At 34.9% G+C, this 17079-nt stretch carries 16 protein-coding genes, 1 other RNA gene and 3 pseudogenes; 8 read left to right on the top strand and 12 right to left on the bottom strand.

Annotation, left to right across the window (positions count from 1 at the left end; all coding sequences use genetic code 11):
- Positions 1 to 237: 237 nt before the first annotated feature.
- A pseudogene (locus WGMM_RS00240) lies at positions 238 to 852 on the top strand (superoxide dismutase).
- On the top strand, positions 849 to 2111 hold the full coding sequence (locus WGMM_RS00235; protein WP_038248174.1) for a M16 family metallopeptidase: 1263 nt from the start codon (positions 849 to 851) through the stop codon (positions 2109 to 2111). The pseudogene WGMM_RS00240 and the gene WGMM_RS00235 overlap by 4 nt, the downstream one beginning before the upstream one ends.
- 6 nt (positions 2112 to 2117) lie before the next feature.
- On the opposite strand, the gene WGMM_RS00230 is transcribed toward WGMM_RS00235, so the two are convergent.
- From WGMM_RS00230 to nuoE, 3 genes are all read right to left on the bottom strand, one after another.
- The gene (locus WGMM_RS00230) at positions 2118 to 2435 is read right to left on the bottom strand and encodes a WD_0736 family protein (protein ID WP_038248171.1); all 318 of its coding nucleotides are present in this window, start codon (positions 2433 to 2435) and stop codon (positions 2118 to 2120) included.
- A gap of 191 nt (positions 2436 to 2626) precedes the next feature.
- A complete protein-coding gene (gene tgt / locus WGMM_RS00225) occupies positions 2627 to 3835 on the bottom strand; it encodes a tRNA guanosine(34) transglycosylase Tgt (protein ID WP_038248169.1) in 1209 nt (402 codons plus the stop codon).
- Positions 3836 to 4336 carry an NADH-quinone oxidoreductase subunit NuoE gene (gene nuoE, locus WGMM_RS00220; RefSeq protein WP_038248167.1) on the bottom strand — a complete coding sequence of 167 codons (501 nt, stop codon included), beginning with the start codon at positions 4334 to 4336 and terminating at the stop codon, positions 3836 to 3838.
- Positions 4337 to 4560: 224 nt separating this feature from the next.
- Between nuoE and WGMM_RS00210 the strand changes: the two are divergent.
- Both WGMM_RS00210 and rnpB read left to right on the top strand, forming a co-directional pair.
- Positions 4561 to 6684 (top strand): annotated as a pseudogene (locus WGMM_RS00210) (hypothetical protein).
- A gap of 158 nt (positions 6685 to 6842) precedes the next feature.
- Positions 6843 to 7192, top strand: an RNA gene (gene rnpB, locus WGMM_RS05240) — RNase P RNA component class A.
- Between the two features lie 51 nt (positions 7193 to 7243).
- Here rnpB and WGMM_RS00200 read toward each other — a convergent pair.
- Positions 7244 to 7768, bottom strand: a pseudogene (locus WGMM_RS00200) (response regulator transcription factor); the annotation flags it as partial.
- A gap of 75 nt (positions 7769 to 7843) precedes the next feature.
- Positions 7844 to 8614: a response regulator transcription factor gene (locus WGMM_RS00195; RefSeq protein ID WP_038248160.1), complete on the bottom strand. Its 771-nt coding sequence runs from the start codon at positions 8612 to 8614 to the stop codon at positions 7844 to 7846.
- A 321-nt stretch (positions 8615 to 8935) separates the two neighbouring features.
- On the opposite strand from WGMM_RS00195, the gene WGMM_RS00190 reads away from it, so the two are divergent.
- From WGMM_RS00190 to WGMM_RS00175, 4 genes are read left to right on the top strand one after another with little or no spacing between them, the layout of a single operon-like run.
- Positions 8936 to 9919, top strand: coding sequence for an NAD(P)H-dependent glycerol-3-phosphate dehydrogenase (locus WGMM_RS00190; protein WP_038248157.1), 984 nt, complete (start codon positions 8936 to 8938; stop codon positions 9917 to 9919).
- Positions 9920 to 9938: 19 nt separating this feature from the next.
- Entirely contained in the window at positions 9939 to 10421 is a 483-nt protein-coding gene (locus tag WGMM_RS00185) for a phosphatidylglycerophosphatase A family protein (protein ID WP_038248155.1), read from the top strand.
- Positions 10411 to 11190, top strand: a complete 780-nt coding sequence (locus tag WGMM_RS00180) for a GNAT family N-acetyltransferase (RefSeq protein WP_038248153.1) — start codon at positions 10411 to 10413, stop codon at positions 11188 to 11190. The genes WGMM_RS00185 and WGMM_RS00180 overlap by 11 nt, the downstream gene beginning before the upstream one ends.
- 42 nt (positions 11191 to 11232) lie before the next feature.
- On the top strand, positions 11233 to 12369 hold the full coding sequence (locus tag WGMM_RS00175; protein ID WP_038248151.1) for a hypothetical protein: 1137 nt from the start codon (positions 11233 to 11235) through the stop codon (positions 12367 to 12369).
- A gap of 3 nt (positions 12370 to 12372) precedes the next feature.
- Here WGMM_RS00175 and WGMM_RS00170 read toward each other — a convergent pair whose 3' ends face one another.
- From WGMM_RS00170 to WGMM_RS00145, 7 genes are all read right to left on the bottom strand, one after another.
- Positions 12373 to 13161 carry a succinate dehydrogenase iron-sulfur subunit gene (locus WGMM_RS00170; RefSeq protein ID WP_038248148.1) on the bottom strand — a complete coding sequence of 263 codons (789 nt, stop codon included), beginning with the start codon at positions 13159 to 13161 and terminating at the stop codon, positions 12373 to 12375.
- 86 nt (positions 13162 to 13247) lie between these two features.
- Positions 13248 to 13700, bottom strand: coding sequence for an rRNA maturation RNase YbeY (gene ybeY / locus WGMM_RS00165; RefSeq protein WP_038248146.1), 453 nt, complete (start codon positions 13698 to 13700; stop codon positions 13248 to 13250).
- On the bottom strand, positions 13694 to 14029 hold the full coding sequence (locus WGMM_RS05400; RefSeq protein ID WP_240991779.1) for a WPE palindromic element domain-containing protein: 336 nt from the start codon (positions 14027 to 14029) through the stop codon (positions 13694 to 13696). The genes ybeY and WGMM_RS05400 overlap by 7 nt, the downstream gene beginning before the upstream one ends.
- 55 nt (positions 14030 to 14084) lie before the next feature.
- Complete coding sequence (locus tag WGMM_RS00160) at positions 14085 to 14483, bottom strand: EVE domain-containing protein (protein ID WP_038248142.1); 399 nt, start codon at positions 14481 to 14483, stop codon at positions 14085 to 14087.
- Entirely contained in the window at positions 14483 to 15679 is a 1197-nt protein-coding gene (gene ftsZ, locus WGMM_RS00155) for a cell division protein FtsZ (RefSeq protein WP_038248140.1), read from the bottom strand. The genes WGMM_RS00160 and ftsZ overlap by 1 nt, the downstream gene beginning before the upstream one ends.
- 248 nt (positions 15680 to 15927) lie before the next feature.
- Entirely contained in the window at positions 15928 to 16377 is a 450-nt protein-coding gene (locus WGMM_RS00150) for a hypothetical protein (RefSeq protein ID WP_038248138.1), read from the bottom strand.
- 83 nt (positions 16378 to 16460) lie between these two features.
- On the bottom strand, positions 16461 to 17079 hold a 619-nt coding region (locus WGMM_RS00145; protein WP_038248135.1), incomplete at its 5' end, for a magnesium chelatase subunit ChlI family protein.

Raw genomic sequence — 17079 nt, 5'->3', positions numbered from 1 at the left:
AATCTGCAGATTGGCGAAAGCAAATACAATAGCTTCAGTTTCATGATAAGGGGGCTGGCGAAGGGTGTCAAGTAACTTTTGCATTTAATCCATTTCTATGGCTTATATAATAATCGTTATTGTAGTATAATTTAGAATAATGCACTAGATACCTAAACGTTTTAGCTATTAATTATATGTTGCATAAAAGCATATATTGCCCTACCATCCAAGTAGGTCAAAAATAAAGAGGTTGGCATGAGTTTTACTTTACCTGAATTACCATATGATAAACCTAAGCCTTACATATCTGCAAAAACTTTGGATTTTCATTATGATAAGCACCATAAAGGATATTTAAATAATCTCAATGAGCTAGTTGAAAATACGGATTATCAACATGTAAAAATTGAGGAATTAATAACAAGTTTGGAATCACACTTTTTATTGGAATTCAATGAAAAAAAATGGTGGTGGTAAGCCTAAAGATGGTAGTCTTCTAGCAAAAAAAATTCAATACGATATCGGTGGCTTTGATAAATTTTATGAAGAATTTTCGAGTCATGGAGTAAGCCAATTTGGTAGTGGATGGGTACGGCTAGTGCTCGAAAAAGGTAGGTTAGGAAAGCTCAAAATCACCAAAACTCCAAATGCAGATTTGCCAATAATTTATGGCCAAGTGCCACTACTCACTATGGATGTGTGGGAGCACGCCTATTATTTAGATTGTCAAAACCGTAGAATTGACTACATAAAGAGCACGCCTATTATTTAGATTGTCAAAACCGTAGAATTGACTACATAAAAGTTTTCCTTGATCATTTGATTAATTGGGATTTTGCAGAAGAGAACTTAGAAGAATATATGAGATGAATATACCCCGGGTAACAAAATTAGATAATGGTCTGCGCATAATAACTGAGCAGGTGCGTGATATTGATTCCGTAGCTTTAAGCATACGAGTTGGTGTTGGCAGTAGAGCAGAAAGTGCAAAGCAAAATGGAATATCCCATTTTTTAGAACACGTGGCTTTCAAAGGGACGAAGACAAGAACTGCCTTTGAAATTGCAAAAGCTTTTGATGACATAGGTGGAGTTTTCAACGCTAGCACCGGTAGGGAAAGCACCACCTATTATGCAAAAGTCCTCAAGAAAGACATAAAAACTGGTATTGATATATTAATAGATATATTGATGAATTCCACGTTTCCAGAAGATGAATTGGAACGTGAGAAGGGTGTTGTAATACAAGAGATTTTTCAAACTAATGATTCACCAAGTGACATTATTTTCGACAAATATTTTGAGGCAGCTTATAAAGACCAACCATTTGGTAGGTCAATCTTAGGCACGCAAAATACTGTAAAATCTTTTACTCGAGGAGATCTAGATAATTACATAAATGAGCATTACTTTGGTGAGAATATGCTATTTGCCGTTGCAGGAAATGTTGAACATGAAGAAGTTGTTGCATTAACCAAAGATTTTCTCTCAAAGATTCATTCTAAAAAGCTGAAAAAAAGCCAAAATGCGAGCTGTACTGGTGGTGAGTATTTAGAACATCGTAAATTAGATCAGGTACACTTGCTAATTGATCTACCTATTGTTTCTCGCCATGACGAAAAATATCACACGTTTCAAGTCCTTGATTCTATATTAGGGAGCGGAATGTCATCACGCCTGTTCCAGGAAGTAAGGGAAAAGCAGGGATTAGCTTACTCTGTTTATTCATTTAATTCCAGCTACACTGATACAGGGATGTTTTCCGTTTTTGCTGGCACAGATAGTAGTAACTTAGATAAGCTTTTAAAATCTATGACGACAGAGTTGAAGAAAGATAATCTGAGGGAAGAAGAAGTAAATAGAGTGAAAGAGCGAATAAAATCCCAAATTTTAATGTCACGCGAAAGTGTTAGCTCACGTGCTGAAACATTGGGACACTACTACGGTAACTATAATAGGTACATCAGTAAAAATGAATTAATAGAAAAAATTAGTGCAGTTACCACTGCTAACGTAAAAAAAGCAGCAGAAGAATTGTTATCTCAGCATGAAAAAACCACTCTAGCTGCAATTGGAGAAATTGAATCATTGCCAAGTTTCGATAAAGTGGGTTCTATGCTTAAAGCTTAGTGTACTTTAATTATGTTGCTTAAGCTCACTAAAAAGTTCAATGAACGGTTGCAAAATCCTTTCTATAAAAAGTTTGCTTTCTGGTTCATCGCGTATATTACTTATCAGTTTATTCAAAGTTTTCTCGCTGTTTCGTAAAAATAAATAGCTTTCTACTGCTTGCACACCAGACAAGACAGTCAAAATTACTCCTATCACTAGACAAGCAGCTATAGCAGGTACGGTACCCACTGCAATTGCAGTTGCGATTAATGATAACCCAGCTAAGAATGTAACGGCTGAAACGCAAAACGCTATTTGGTGTTTTTCTTTATTGTTAATCATAAATACCTCACAAAAACTATATTTTTAACATACCAGTGTTGTCATGTATTGTCAAGTTTTTAAAGAAGATTAAAAAATGCAACGCACATGTGCAAAAAACGCTAACTATGGATTAGCCAAGGAAGAAAGAGTAGGAAGAGGAAGGCTTTTTCGGTTTTAGGGAATATAAAATAAGCGTAGAAAAATATGAACTAGGTGTATAATTCACAGTGTAGTGGTGTCTCACTAATCCAATTATTTTTCTCCCGATCTAGCCTATCAACTAATATAGCCTGCCTTATTGATGCCATTAACTTATTCATAAAGAAAATATTATGAATGGTAACGAGCGTGCAAGCCAGGAGCTCTTTAGCTTTCAGTAAATGGTGTATATAAGCTCTTGAATGTTTTCTGCAGGTAAAACATAAACAGTCACTTTCAATTGGGTTGTTGTCCAGCTCAAATCGTTGATTCCGCAAATTAATATGCTCTTTGCACTTTGAAGAAATAGAATTTCTGTTTTTTACTTTAACAAGTGCGCCACCATGCCTTGCTAAGCGGGTTGGATGCACGCAATCAAACGTGTCAATTCCAAGCTCTACTCCGCGAAAGATGTCCGCAATTCCACCAATACCAAGCAAATGAGTAGGCCTGTCTTTTTTCAGGTGGTCCATAGTGAAAGAAACTACATCATGCATCTGCTCTTTACTTTGACCAAGTGATCCACCTATTGCTTGACCAAAAAATGGCAAATCGTTGATAAAATCACAACTTTCTCTACGTAAATCTTGATACACTCCGCCTTGACTAATTCCATACAGTGCCTGCTTGCCATTATTGTTTTTTTCAAATTCATTTAAAGAACGTTCAGCCCATCTGTGGCTCATGAGCATTGATTTTGCTGTGTATTCTTTGCTTACATGAAATGAAGTGCATTCATCTAAAACTAGGATTAAATCTGCACCTAATTTCTGTTGAATTTGTACAGATTTTTCAGGAGTTAAGCAATAAATTTTACCATTAATGTAAGAACGGAAAATTGCCCCATCCTCATTAATTTTGATCAAAGTTTTTTGTTTTTTTCTTATTCCTTTTATCTCTTCCGAAACTGATCCGTGGCCTAAGCTAAATATCTGATATCCATCTGAGTCAGCTAGCATTGGCCCATTCCATCCTTGCGCAAACCACCAAGTTTTTGCAACAGTATTCTCTCCTGGTTGAAGCATTAGGTGATAGGTGTTGGAAAGTATGATTTGGGTACCAGCTTCACTTATTCTTTCAATATCTGCAGCTTTAATTGCAGCTTTTGTTGCGCAGAATATAAATGCGGGGGTTTCTACGCTTCCATTTGGAGTGTTAATTGTTCCAACTCTTGCAGAACCTGATTGCTTGATTCTCTTGAATGAAAATTCTTCTTTCATCTATTTGCCTGAAAGTTCTGTTATGATGTTTTCTACTTTCTCAGGAGTAAGATTCTCATAGAAGTCATTATTGATCTGCACAACGGGAGCATTAACGCATGCACCTAGGCATTCAACTTCTTTTAAAGTGAACAAATTATCTTTAGTAGTCTCACCGATATTGATTCCAAGTTTTTTTTTAAAGGTATTTAAAACTTCTTCACTATTGCACAACCAGCAAGGAGTTGTTCTACAAATTTGTATTAGATATTTGCCTACTGGTTTTAAATTATACATGGTGTAAAAATTTGCCACCTCATATACACGAATATGTGGAATATGCAGCAGATCAGCAACATAACGCATAGCAGATTCAGAAACCCATCCGCATTGCTCTTGAACCAGATATAGTAAAGGTATAACAGCACTACCTTCTCTACCTTTGGGATACTTCTCTATAAACTTTCCCGCTTTCTTGAGGTTTTCTGATGTAAAACTAAACTGCTCTTCTTTTTCTATCATTCATGAGACTCGTGCAAACTTTAACAGATTATACCTGTAGAACCAATGATTGCAACTGATGGTTTTTTGAGAAATAGCATAAAGCTTCTTAGCCCTCTTCAAGCTTATATTTACCTTTTCGTATAAAATATTGTATTAATTTTTTAATTTTAGTTAAAATTTTCATTGACATTAACACACAGGAGTAATCATAATAGCATTTTATTAATATTTTAAATAAAATTATGTCTATATTAAGAAGATTGCTCGGGATCAACTCAAATACACCGGAAATTAAAGAAGCGATAGGTTTTAATCCAACAAACGTAGAATTAATTGAAGCGGTAAAGTAAAATTACTTATTAGTCCATTATATCAATCAAAAACATACGAATGTGGTACAAATATCAGCGTAGCAAATGAGTTCAAAGATCAATTATCTCTCACATTAATAGAAGATTCAGCTGAAATAGATAAAGTTGGAGTTATAGCTCTTTTTACAATAATCCGAACAGACCGTAATATGCTACTGGACTGCTATAGCCATAAATACAAATTACAAAAGAATATTGATAATAATAGTCTTGCAAATGTGGGCAATAGTTACTTTCAACCAAGAGCAGTGAAAGTTGGTAATGGTGACGTAATTGTAATCGCCCATAACTTAAAGGATCAAACTTTAGTTTCTTGGTACTTAAAGTCAAGTGAGAGCGGAAAATTTAAGATATTGACTGGAGAAAAAGGTGTTACAGAAAGAAAATTGTTCAATTTTGATAATCAGGGGCAATTGGCATTATAGCCTTTCTTATAATAGTCCGAATGCGATAAGATATGTGTTTATGGCTATAGCAGGCCAGTAGCATATTACGGTCTGTTCGGATTATTGTAAAAAGAGCTATAAATGGAAACACGATGCTTTATTCGCAAGTGAGCAAAAGGATTACTTAGGAAAATCAAGAGGTGAGAAAAACACGTATTTTTAAATTTGATATGGCTAAAGTGATTCAGGGTCTGAAGAATGGAGTTAATGGCTTTTTACTTGGTAATCGAAAAGGTCAAATAGATAATAAAGCACTATCTCTTTCTAGAGAACATGAAATAAGCTTTTTGCAGTATGTTGAACAAACGGAAGGAAATGATCTAGTTGCTTTTCTTAAAAATGACCAATCAGCTAATGAGCAGAGGTTACATATAGCAACTCTACTTAAAAATGGATCAGTTTCAGATTTTCCTATCTATCAATTTACAGATCCTATAGAGCAATTATATATTAAAGGCAACGGTCAGGGTGGTTTTATCGTAACTGCGGTAAGTGGAGAAAATATTGTAACTTTTAATCAAAACGGCTCTGGAAAATCTTCTGAAGCAACAATAATACCGGCAAATAGCATAAAAACTCTCAGTGATTTTGTTAATATCATTAACGGTCGATTAACGCCAGATATTATTTCTCGAAGTACCGCGGCTCCTATAACTGTTGCAGAAACGGTTGTGACTTCTAAGAAAACGCCGACTGCTGCAATTACTAGCACAGCAGAAACCGACGCTGTGAAGACTACTAAATTGACAACGGAAGCCGTTGCACCTACTTCTACAAGAGGTAAACCTTCAACGGAGTCAACGACAGTAGCAAAAACAACTACTAGTTCACAAGCGACCACGGTTGCTACAACGTCAACTAGTGTGCCGATAGTAACTTCAGGGACTGAGACAAGTACTGTAAAACCTACAGCAGCGACTGGTGCGTCGACTTCTACGATGAGTAAACCTTCAACAGAATCAACGACTCAAACAAGCACAGTAACAGTGGAACCAACTGCGCCAATAACAAGCTCAGAGAAAACTACACAAACAGTATTTAGTATACCAAGTATAGATCTTTTTACAATAATCCGAACAGACCGTAATATGCTACTGGCCTGCTATAGCCGTACACACATATTTTATCGCATTCGGACTATTATAAGAAAGGCTATACTAGAACAAAAGAGTCAACAACTCCTATATTCACCACGACTTTACTTCCTCAGTCTACTTCTTCACCACAACCTACTCAACTTGCTATAGGGTCTAATAAGGCAGGAATGATAGGGGGATCTTTGGTTGGAGCAATAGGTATTGTTGGAATTATAGGATTCATAGCATATAGATATGTTAAGGGTCGTAATGCTGCTCCTGTATTAGAACTAACTGATTTGGGTTATAGAAGGCGATCATCTTCAAGTAGCGATGAAGAAATTTTTACCACTGGTAACAGAATGCGAACTATTAAATATCAATCTGAAACAGTGCTAAATAGTATATCAGTAGAAAGTAGTAGTCGATCAAGAAGTAGCTCATCGTCTTCAAGCGGTGGACCAGGCTCTTGATTAACTGAAGCGGAGTCTAAAAGTGAAAAAAGCTTATCTTGGGATAGTGATGATGTGCCGGAATATCACCTTTAGCTATTTGTCTAAATGTTTTTTAATATGTAGACTGTTAGGAAATTGTCTTTTGCTTTTGTGATTTTCATGTTAAAGTATAGTTCCTAGGTGAAATAAGTAGCTGCTGTTGTGTGATAAACATAGCAGAGGAAAGTCCGGGCTCCAAGGAAAAATAGTGATGGGTAATGCCCGCCGGAGGTAACTCCAGTTATAGGGCTACAGAGAATTACCGCCTAAAATATTCTTAGGTAAGGGTGAAAAGGTGTGATAAGAGCACACCATGGCAATGGCAACATTGATAGTCGAGTAACCAACACTAGGAGCAAGATTAAATAGAAGTAGATTTTATGTTTTCCTCATATCTACTCGGGTAAATCGCATGCGGTAAATGGTAACATTTACTCCAGATAAATAGCTACATAAACAGAACTCGGCTTATATTTCACCTAGGCGTTCACATGATACGTGCGATATAAGCCATGCTATATTTAAATGTATAGGCATTTCATGCGTTGTCCTTCACTTGTTCTGCTTGATAGCCATCACTACTTTCGCCTACATTACCATTAGAATATTCTTCATCATCAATATACTGTTTCAGAACATACCCTCTGCCCCAAACGGTTTCTATGTGGCTTTTTCCATCATTTGCACTTTGAAGTTTCTTACGTAATTTGCACATAAAAACATCAACTATCTTGTTATCTGAAGGTTCATCTAAGCCATTGTAAAGATGATTTAAGAACATTTCTTTAGTTAATACTGTTCCTTTACGCAGTGCTAGCAATTCTATCATAGAATACTCTTTATTAGTAAGGTGAACCGTTTTACCTTTCACCTCAACAATCCAGTGATCAAAATTGACATTTATATTACCAATCTTTATCACCGATTCAGGATGGCCTTTAGTACGACGCACTATGGCCTTAATTCGAGCTAATAACTCACTTTTATGAAATGGTTTGGTTAAGTAATCATCGGCACAATACCCGAGTCCTTTAGCTTTGTGATTGACAGCGGATATACATGAACGGCTTATATTTCACCTAGGCGTTCACATGATACGTGCGATATAAGCCATGCTATATTTAAATGTATAGGCATTTCATGCGTTGTCCTTCACTTGTTCTGCTTGATAGCCATCACTACTTTCGCCTACATTAACATTAGAATATTCTTCATCATCAATATACTCTTTCAGAACATACCCTCTGCCCCAAACGGTTTCTATGTGGCTTTTTCCATCATTTGCACTTTCAAGTTTCTTACGTAATTTGCACATAAAAACATCAACTATCTTGTTATCTGAAGGTTCATCTAAGCCATTGTAAAGATGATTTAAGAACATTTCTTTAGTTAATACTGTTCCTTTACGCAGTGCTAGCAATTCTATCATAGAATACTCTTTATTAGTAAGGTGAACCGTTTTACCTTTCACCTCAACAATCCTGTGATCAAAATTGATATTTATATTACCAATCTTTATCACCGATTCAGGATGGCCTTTAGTACGACGCACTATGGCCTTAATTCGAGCTAATAACTCACTTTTATGAAATGGTTTGGTTAAGTAATCATCGGCACCATACCCGAGTCCTTTAGCTTTGTGATTGACAGCGGATATACATGAAAGTATTAAGACAGGAACTTTGATTTTTGCACTTCTTAGTCTTAGCAATATATCATATCCGTCAATATCACCAGGCAAGTGTATATCTAAAATAACTAGTTCATAGTAATCTCCGTTTGAGGAAACCATATTATTGTTATAATCTTGTGCAGAAATAACAATGTCACAGAAATGTCCATCAGAAGTTAAGGCGTTAACCACAGTCTTTGCACTTACTTGATCATCTTCAATTAATAATATGCCCATATTTTACACCGCATAAATAATTTATAATTTTAGTAATATATATAACTAAGGAAAGTAATAAATCAAATTTTTATTAACAAATGATCAAAATTATACTTATTAATTAATAGTAAATATATTGTTCCAAAGTTATATAAATAGATCTAAAATATAATAGACATACCATGATAGTAATAATATTTTTAGTAAATATTGAATTAAAGTTACTATTATTAAAAGATTCGGTTAATAAATATTTAACCATTCTACATGTCTGTGTTATATTTATAATTTACTTATCCTACTATTTTAAAGTATAAGTAATATTTTCAGGAATATTGTGTGGCAATATCAATTTTAGGTGCTGGTGCATGGGGTACAGCAATCGCAATTTCATTAGGTAGTAAGAAAGATGTGATTTTGTGGACTCGCAATGAAACTACATTTGAATCAATCAACGGGAAAAGAGAAAGTGACAAGCTACCCGGTTGTCGAATTTCTGATAATGTGTCAGTAAAATTGGCTATTGAAGACACAATTAATGCTTCAGTAACAATCCTCGCTGTTCCCACTCAGTCTCTGAGGAAGGTATGTCAGCAATTGCATAATTGTAATCTGAAAAAAGATGTAGCAATAATTTTAGCTTGTAAGGGAATAGAAAAGTCTACTTTAAAATTACCTAGTGAAATAGTAAATGAAATTTTACCTAACAATCCTATTGCTATTTTTTCAGGTCCTAGCATTGCTGTAGAAGTTGCAAGAAAATTACCCTATTCAATGGTTCTTGCATGCCAAAATAACACATTAGGTTCAAAGCTAGTATCAGAGCTGCAACAAGAAAATGTTAAATTGGAGTTTAGTAACGACATTATAGGAGTACAGATTTGTGCAGCGTTAAAGAACGTTTTTGCTATAGCGTGTGGGATTGTTTTAGGTAGTAAACTTGGGTTTAATGCTCATGCAGCATTGATTACGAAAAGTATGAGCGAAATTAAGGCTTTATACTCAGCAAAAATTGGTGACGGTAGTGTGGATATAAATACACTACTTGGGCCAGCATGTCTGGGTGACCTAATTATGACATGCACATCCTTGAATTCAAGAAACTTATCTTTTGGGTTTAAAATAGGTAATAGTGACAATGGCTTTAATGTTCAGCAGATTTTGTCAGAAGGCAAGTCAGTGATTGAAGGTTTTAGCACTGCTGAGTCCATATTTAATTTAGCAGGAAAGCTAAAGATAAAAATGCCTATATGTGAAGCGGTCTATAGATTATTGTATGAAAGCGCCTCTATAGAGGATACTATTTCTGTTCTTATAAGTTAATTTTGTATTTGGATATATTGTGAAATTTTTATATAAATTAATATCAACGTGGTGGCTGTCTGGAACAGTAAAAAAAATGCCAGGTACTGTGGGTAGTTTGGCTTCTTTTCCGCTTGTTCCTGTAATCCTGAGCAACAAAATTTTAGGTGCAGCAATTATTTCTTTTTTATTCTTAATTGGATTATGGTCTACAGGTAATTATATAAAACATTACAAGACTTCATGTGATCCAAAAGAGGTAGTAATTGACGAAGTGCTTGGTCAATTGCTGACGATACTTTTAGTTTCGATATTGTTAACCCAAGAGATGAATTGTTCTTCGTTGTTGTTGTGCTTTTTTTCTTTTAGGTTTTTTGATATAATGAAAACGTGGCCTATAAATTTAATCGATAAAAATACCAAAGGTCCTTTAGGTATTATGCTAGATGACGTTATAGCTGCAATTTTAGCCTGTGTTCTTATAGGAGCCTTTTATTGTTTATTGTTGGTGTATGCAGGATAAAAAAATTTATTATTCAAGCTTAATTGTTCAAAATCTAAAGGATTATATACTGTACACAGCGAATTTATCTGAGTGGGAAGTACACGATGAATTTGATAATATCATATTTACAATAAATGGTACCAGGGAGTCATTATTTAATTTTGTGTTCTGTGGAGATCAATGTACCGAGCTTTCTATACAAAAAACTCTAGATTATCTCAGAACAAGAGATATAGAAGCAACATGGGTAATAAATTCACATATGAAAATAAGAGATATTTTAGAAAAGTGTGAAATAAAACACGTTAGCACACCAAAAAAAGCTTTACTTAATATGAAAAATTACTTTTTACCTGCTGATGTTATTCCAAACTTGAGGTTAAATGCTGTGAATGGTAGCAACCTCTTAGAACAGTTAGATCTACACACTTCTAAAATTTTTTATCATGGCGTTGGAATTGTCAGCACATTTTTTCGCGGATTATCAAATTATGATGATAAGAACTCAAGATTAAGATTTTTTCTTGTAACACTAAATAATGAAATTATTGGGACATGCGGTCTTTATGTTCAAGACAGCGTAGCTGGTTTTTATAGTGATGGAGTTTTACCAATTTACAGGAATCGTGGAATAGGTACCCAAATGGTTTTCGAAAGAATAAAGATAGCTAAACAGCTTGAATGCAAATATATAGTAGCACATTGTATGAAATCTTCTGTGAACCTTTATAAGAGATTGGGCTTTCAAATGTTAGGCAATCTTTACTTATATACCTCTTCAGCATAGTTCTGAGCGGTTACAAATTTTTACATTTGTTTTAAAAGTGCTATGTTTTTTTTGTATGAAGTGGTTTTAATATTGATTCTAATATTATTCTTTCTCTCTTATTCTAAATTAAAAATTAGTAATAAGATTAAGAACTTACAGCATCAAAATGTTATCATAAATAATTTAATTGATACTGTGAATGATGGGTTTTATATTTGGGATGCAAAAAAACGTATAGAAAAGTTCTCTCCCAATTTACTAATTTTGCTTAATACTGTTTTTTACTCATTTAATGAGTTTGTGAATTTTTTTGAGCAATCAGAAAGCTTAATCAAAAATTTTGTTGAGGCAAAGGAAATAAATAAATCTTTTACTCTAGATTTAAAGTCAAAAGACAGTGAGGTTTATTGCATATGTTACGGTAGAAGCATAATAGATGATTTTAACAATGTGATAGGTGTGCTGTTATGGATAAGGAATGTCTCAGACTGTAAGATAAAGGCTAACGGACTTGCGTTAGAAAATAGTAAGCTTACACAGGAAGTGGAGAGCTATAAAAACGTTTTCAACTCTTTACCATTTCCAATACTAAGATATAACAAGAGTAGAAAGGTGGAATTTTATAACTTGTTTTATGATAAATATGTAGATGGTTCTAAGAAATTTGCTATTACCGGTAGCGCTCATAGCACAAAACCAGGAAGACATGTCATAACTTATAAGAACGAACCTAAGGTTTTCGATTTTGTTAAAATTCCAATACAAGGTTCTGGTAGCATAGTAATGTATGGGAAAGATGTTAGTGATGCAGAGAAATTATATACTGAATTAAACAGTTATTTAGCTACACAGAAAAATTTGCTTGAGAGGTTACCGGTTGCTATAGTAATATATAGTAAGAATCAAAAGCTAAAATTTTATAATAATGCTTTTATAAAAACCTTTCAATTTGACCCAAAATTTTTGGCATCTTACCCAACTTATCATGAAGTTATGCTTTACCTCTGCGAATCTAAAAAGCTTTTAGAAAAAGAGGATTTTCAAACTATTAGTAATCAAAGACATGAGTTGTTCAAAAAATTATTTGAATCGTATGATGATATGATGCATTTCACGAATGGAAAAGCGTTCAGGGTATTAACAATACCCTACGCTTCGGAAGGTTTGCTGTTCTCTTACGAAGAATGCAAAAGATAATACTTAAACTCCTTCTCTCTCTACCATGAGCTGTTTTACTTTCGCTATTGCTCTTGCTGGATTAAGTCCTTTAGGACAAGTTTTTGTGCAATTCATTATTGTATGACAACGATACAACTTGAATGGGTCGTTTAAAACATCAAGTCTTTCACCTGTCTTATTATCACGGCTGTCAGCAATCCATCTGTAAGCTTGTAATAGTATTGCTGGTCCTAAAAATTTATCACTATTCCACCAGTAGCTTGGGCAACCAGTCGAACAGCAAGCACATAATATACAGTCGGACAAGCCATCTAATTTTTTTCTATCTTCAGAAGATTGAGAGTATTCTCTATTTGGTAGGGCAGGCTTATCTGCTTGTAACCAAGGTTTAATTGATTTGTATTGCTCATAAAATTGGCTCAAATCCGAGACTAGGTCCTTTATTACATACATGTGAGGTAATGGATATATTTTTACGTCACCTTTTATATCATGTATAGATCTAGTACATGCAAGAGTATTGGTTCCGTCAATATTCATGGCACAAGATCCACATATGCCTTCTCTACAAGAACGTCTGAAAGTTAAAGTCGAATCTATTTCATCCTTTATTTTTATTAATGCATCAAGTACCATAGGGCCACAATTATCCATATCAATAAAAAATGTGTCTATTCTAGGGTTTTTCTCGTCATCAGCAGACCAACGGTAAATTTGAAATCTTCTGATGTTTTTTGCTCTAGCAGGAATAGGATAAATTTTGCCCTTTTGATTAATTTTAGAATTCTTTGGCAAAGAAAACTGAACCATATCACTTACCTTTTATTGTTTATAGCTAAAACCCTTTGTAGATAACATATTTTATTATCATCTACTATATTTTTATAAAATTCCTTTTAAATCGTGCACATATTGTAGCCAAGCGAAGCTAAAATCTCTCTTTCTAGATTTTTCATTATAATTTCTTCATCTTTTTTTTGGTGATCATAACCAAGTAAATGCAGTAATCCATGCACTAACATGTGTGCAATGTGAGCAAGAATGGGTATACAATACTCATGCGATTCTCTTTTTATTGTGTCTATTGAAATTGCTATGTCTCCTAAATCGCACTCATTAGACAATTGTTCATACGGAAATGATAGTACGTTAGTTGGCTTATCCATTTCTCTAAATTTTAAATTAAGTTGATGTAGCAAGTCATCATCAGCCAGAGCTATTGATATATTTGGTTTATAGTGGTATATTTTTAATTCTTTTAGAGAAGCATTGATGACACCTAATACAAAATTTTTAGGATTTTCTATAATGCTGCACCATTTCTTGTCAAGAATATTTACTTCTAACATGAGTGACACATCAGTAAGGGTGTCATGCAAATAGCTGACACTGGAATCCAAAAAAGAAGAGTTATAGACCCTTGTGTCATGTACACAACTGTACGAATATTGTACACTAGAAGGATGTCATACCAGTGTCTAGGCACTGGGATCCAGGAATTTTGATTAGACATCAAGTTAGTGAGTATAAAAGTAGCTAATCTTATATCAAAACGCAACGGCTTTAATGTGGTTGCATTAAGGCTGGATTCCAGTGTCAAGCACTGGAATGACACCTTTGTGTTTGATGCAAAATCGGCTATAACGTTTAATGCACTGCCTTCGAGACAAATATTCATACAGCTGTGCGTTGCGTGCTGAGATGACATCATTTAGGAACTGAAATGACAGGTATTACACATCACTCATCCTTATTATTTCATTCCATTCAATTTCCGAAACTGGGGCAATTGATAAACGTGGTTGTTTTAATATAATCATATTTTTCAAAAGTGGGTTTTGTTTTATATTATTTAACGTTACTTGGTTATTTAAAGGTTTCAAAAACTTTACATTCACTAATCCGAACTTGGGATCATTAACATGATAATACTCTTTAAATACTTCAACGATTCCAAGTATTGCTTTCTCTTTACCTGTATGATAAAAAAACGCAAGATCGCTTGCTTTCATAATTTTCATGTAACTTTGAGCTTGATAATTGCGCACACCATCCCACTCAACTACCTGCTCCTTTTCCACTTTTTGCCATGAGTATCCACTTGGCTCTGACTTAAGTAGCCAAAATTGCATTATTTTTTTCTTCTTAAGTAAGCTGGTATATCATAGATATTGCTGCCCCACTTAGCTCCTTCGCTTACCTGTTCAGCTGGTTTTGTTTCCAGTGTTTTGTCTTGTGTACTTTCACTTTGACTATATGGCCACTTAAATTTCTCTTTCTCTGAGTCTTCGCTCTGACTTATAGGTGAAGTTTCTGATTTATTATTGCGACCATCAATGCCAGTTGCAAGAACAGAAACTCTAACTCTTCCCTCCATCGCTTGATCAAAAGTAGCACCAAATATTATATTTGCATTTTCATCTACTTCTTCACGCACTCTATTAGCTGCAGCATCAACTTCAAACAGAGTCATATCTCCGCCACCAGTAATGTTAATTAATATTCCTTGCGCACCTTTCATTGATACATTATCAAGCAATGGATTAGATATTGCAGCCTCTGCAGCACTAATTGCTCTATCTTCTCCTTCTGCCTCTCCGGTGCCGATCATCGCTTTGCCCATCTCGCTCATTACTGTTTCTATATCAGCGAAGTCAAGATTGATAAGCCCTGGCATGACCATCAAGCCAGTTACTCCTCTGATACCAATGTGCAGAACATTATCAGCAAGTTTAAATGCATCAGAAAATGTAGTTTTTTCATTTGCAATTCTAAATAAATTCTGATTTGGAATGACAATAAGTGTATCCACGTATTTTTGCAGTTCTTCAAGTCCAAGCTCTGCAATGCGCATACGGCGCACACCTTCAAAACCGAACGGTTTAGTTACAACTCCAACAGTCAATATTCTTTTTTCTTTTGGCGCTCTATCCTTAACTGCGGCTCTTGCTTCTCTGGCTGCTTTTGCAATTACCGGTGCTGCACCGGTTCCAGTACCACCGCCCATTCCTGCTGTGATGAAAAGCATATGACTATCTTTTATATGCTCCATAATCTCATCAATTGACTCTTCTGCTGCACCTTTGCCAACATCAGGCAAAGCACCAGCACCAAGCCCCTTAGTTAAATTAATGCCAAGCTGAATTTTTTTATCACATAACGACTTTTCCAGTGCTTGAGCATCGGTATTTGCGACAACAAAATTCACTCCTTGCAAATTAGATTGGATCATGTTATTCACAGCATTTCCACCAGCACCACCCACTCCCACAACGGTAATCCTCGGGTGTAATATAGGCAACTCCGGCAGACTAAGATCAATAGACATTTAAATTACTCAAATTTAGCGAATTCACTTGATAATAAGTTACCGCTTTTTAAATAATATGCAAATACTTTTCACTTCTATAGGCGTAAATAGTAAACGGGATTTACTTATTCTTAACATTTATACTAATAAGTGCCGTTAATTACAACAACTAGATTCTTAGATGACATCATTTAACCGATGCAAAAAATAGAAAACGTTTATAAAAAGGGACAGAAAGCTATCCCTTTTTATTTTGTTGAAGATTATTATATTGTCTGATCTTTCCCTTTCAATGCTCCAACTGCAACATCTTTTAATTTTGAGGCAACTTGATATGTTCCATAAACAGCAGCAACTGCAGCAATTGCCATTATGGCACCCGCAACTATCTGACCAGCAACACCTGTTCCGATAAATCCAGGTAATGAAGCAGCTATTGCTTGATTTGTTCCAACAAAGTAACTGGCAGTCTTAGCAAGAAACCCAGAAGCTTCTGCTGCACTAACAAAGCCTGCTTTCATATGCCATGCTGTAAAGACAATACTTGCTACTGCAAGCGGAAATAATGCTGTTCTCCCTTTATTATGCATAGCGTACTGACCAGCTCCACCAGCAGCACCGGGAATTCCCCAGTATTTTTCAGCTCGTATATATCCTTCTGAAATAGTATGAAAAATGCCATCCCCTTTTCCATACTCATAATTTGTTAATGCCATAACTCTACTCCTTAAATAGAATCTTAAAATTTCATTAAGGAAGCATATAGTAAAAAAAATTGCCTGTCAAGTAAACTAATTTTTTAATATACCTTTATTCTGTAATTGAGCGCTTCACCAATGTGTGCTCTTTTTACTTCTTCACTTTTTGCAAGATCTGCAATAGTTCTTCCAAATTTTAATACGCGTGTGTAGCCTCGATTGGAAATGTAATTTTCTTTCAGTACGTATTTCAGCAATTCTAACCCTGCCTGATCTGGTTCAGTAAATTTATTAAATGCTTCACCGCTTACTTCTGAATTGCAACGAATATTTAATTCACTATAGCGCTCAGTTTGAACTTTTCTTGCTGCTATCACTCTTTCTCTTATGATTTTAGTACTTTCTCCCTCCACAGAGATTTCAGGAGAGAGTATGCTAACGTTTGGCATTTCAATGCATATGTCTGTTCTATCAAGCAATGGGCCTGATACTTTGTTTTTGTAATCTGTGCCACACTTTGGAGCTTTGTTGCACGATCTGCTTGCATCACCTAAATAACGGCACCTGCAAGGGTTCATTGCAGCAATCAGTTGAGCCTGAGAGCCGTAAAAACCAATTTTCTGAAGTTTTTGCTTTTCTTCATAAAAAGCAATAGTTAGCATTCTAATAGCTTGCTGTGGTTGCAAAAACGCTATTTGCAGCACATTGTGCGAATTTATC

This window comes from Wolbachia endosymbiont of Glossina morsitans morsitans (assembly GCF_000689175.1).
Taxonomy (GTDB): domain Bacteria; phylum Pseudomonadota; class Alphaproteobacteria; order Rickettsiales; family Anaplasmataceae; genus Wolbachia; species Wolbachia pipientis.
The sequence above is the reverse complement of the archived record's forward strand: the minus strand, read 5'-3'. Positions and strand labels throughout refer to the sequence as shown.

What these genes read in the sequence shown, in the direction of transcription:
- WGMM_RS00235 (WP_038248174.1), top strand. Translation starts at nt 849, where the DNA reads ATGAATATACCCCGGGTAACAAAATTAGATAATGGTCTGCGCATAATA.
- WGMM_RS00230 (WP_038248171.1), bottom strand. Translation starts at nt 2,435, where the DNA reads ATGATTAACAATAAAGAAAAACACCAAATAGCGTTTTGCGTTTCAGCC.
- tgt (WP_038248169.1), bottom strand. Translation starts at nt 3,835, where the DNA reads ATGAAAGAAGAATTTTCATTCAAGAGAATCAAGCAATCAGGTTCTGCA.
- nuoE (WP_038248167.1), bottom strand. Translation starts at nt 4,336, where the DNA reads ATGATAGAAAAAGAAGAGCAGTTTAGTTTTACATCAGAAAACCTCAAG.
- WGMM_RS00195 (WP_038248160.1), bottom strand. Translation starts at nt 8,614, where the DNA reads ATGGGCATATTATTAATTGAAGATGATCAAGTAAGTGCAAAGACTGTG.
- WGMM_RS00180 (WP_038248153.1), top strand. Translation starts at nt 10,411, where the DNA reads ATGCAGGATAAAAAAATTTATTATTCAAGCTTAATTGTTCAAAATCTA.
- WGMM_RS00175 (WP_038248151.1), top strand. Translation starts at nt 11,233, where the DNA reads ATGTTTTTTTTGTATGAAGTGGTTTTAATATTGATTCTAATATTATTC.
- WGMM_RS00170 (WP_038248148.1), bottom strand. Translation starts at nt 13,161, where the DNA reads ATGGTTCAGTTTTCTTTGCCAAAGAATTCTAAAATTAATCAAAAGGGC.
- ybeY (WP_038248146.1), bottom strand. Translation starts at nt 13,700, where the DNA reads ATGTTAGAAGTAAATATTCTTGACAAGAAATGGTGCAGCATTATAGAA.
- WGMM_RS05400 (WP_240991779.1), bottom strand. Translation starts at nt 14,029, where the DNA reads ATGAATATTTGTCTCGAAGGCAGTGCATTAAACGTTATAGCCGATTTT.
- WGMM_RS00160 (WP_038248142.1), bottom strand. Translation starts at nt 14,483, where the DNA reads ATGCAATTTTGGCTACTTAAGTCAGAGCCAAGTGGATACTCATGGCAA.
- ftsZ (WP_038248140.1), bottom strand. Translation starts at nt 15,679, where the DNA reads ATGTCTATTGATCTTAGTCTGCCGGAGTTGCCTATATTACACCCGAGG.
- WGMM_RS00150 (WP_038248138.1), bottom strand. Translation starts at nt 16,377, where the DNA reads ATGGCATTAACAAATTATGAGTATGGAAAAGGGGATGGCATTTTTCAT.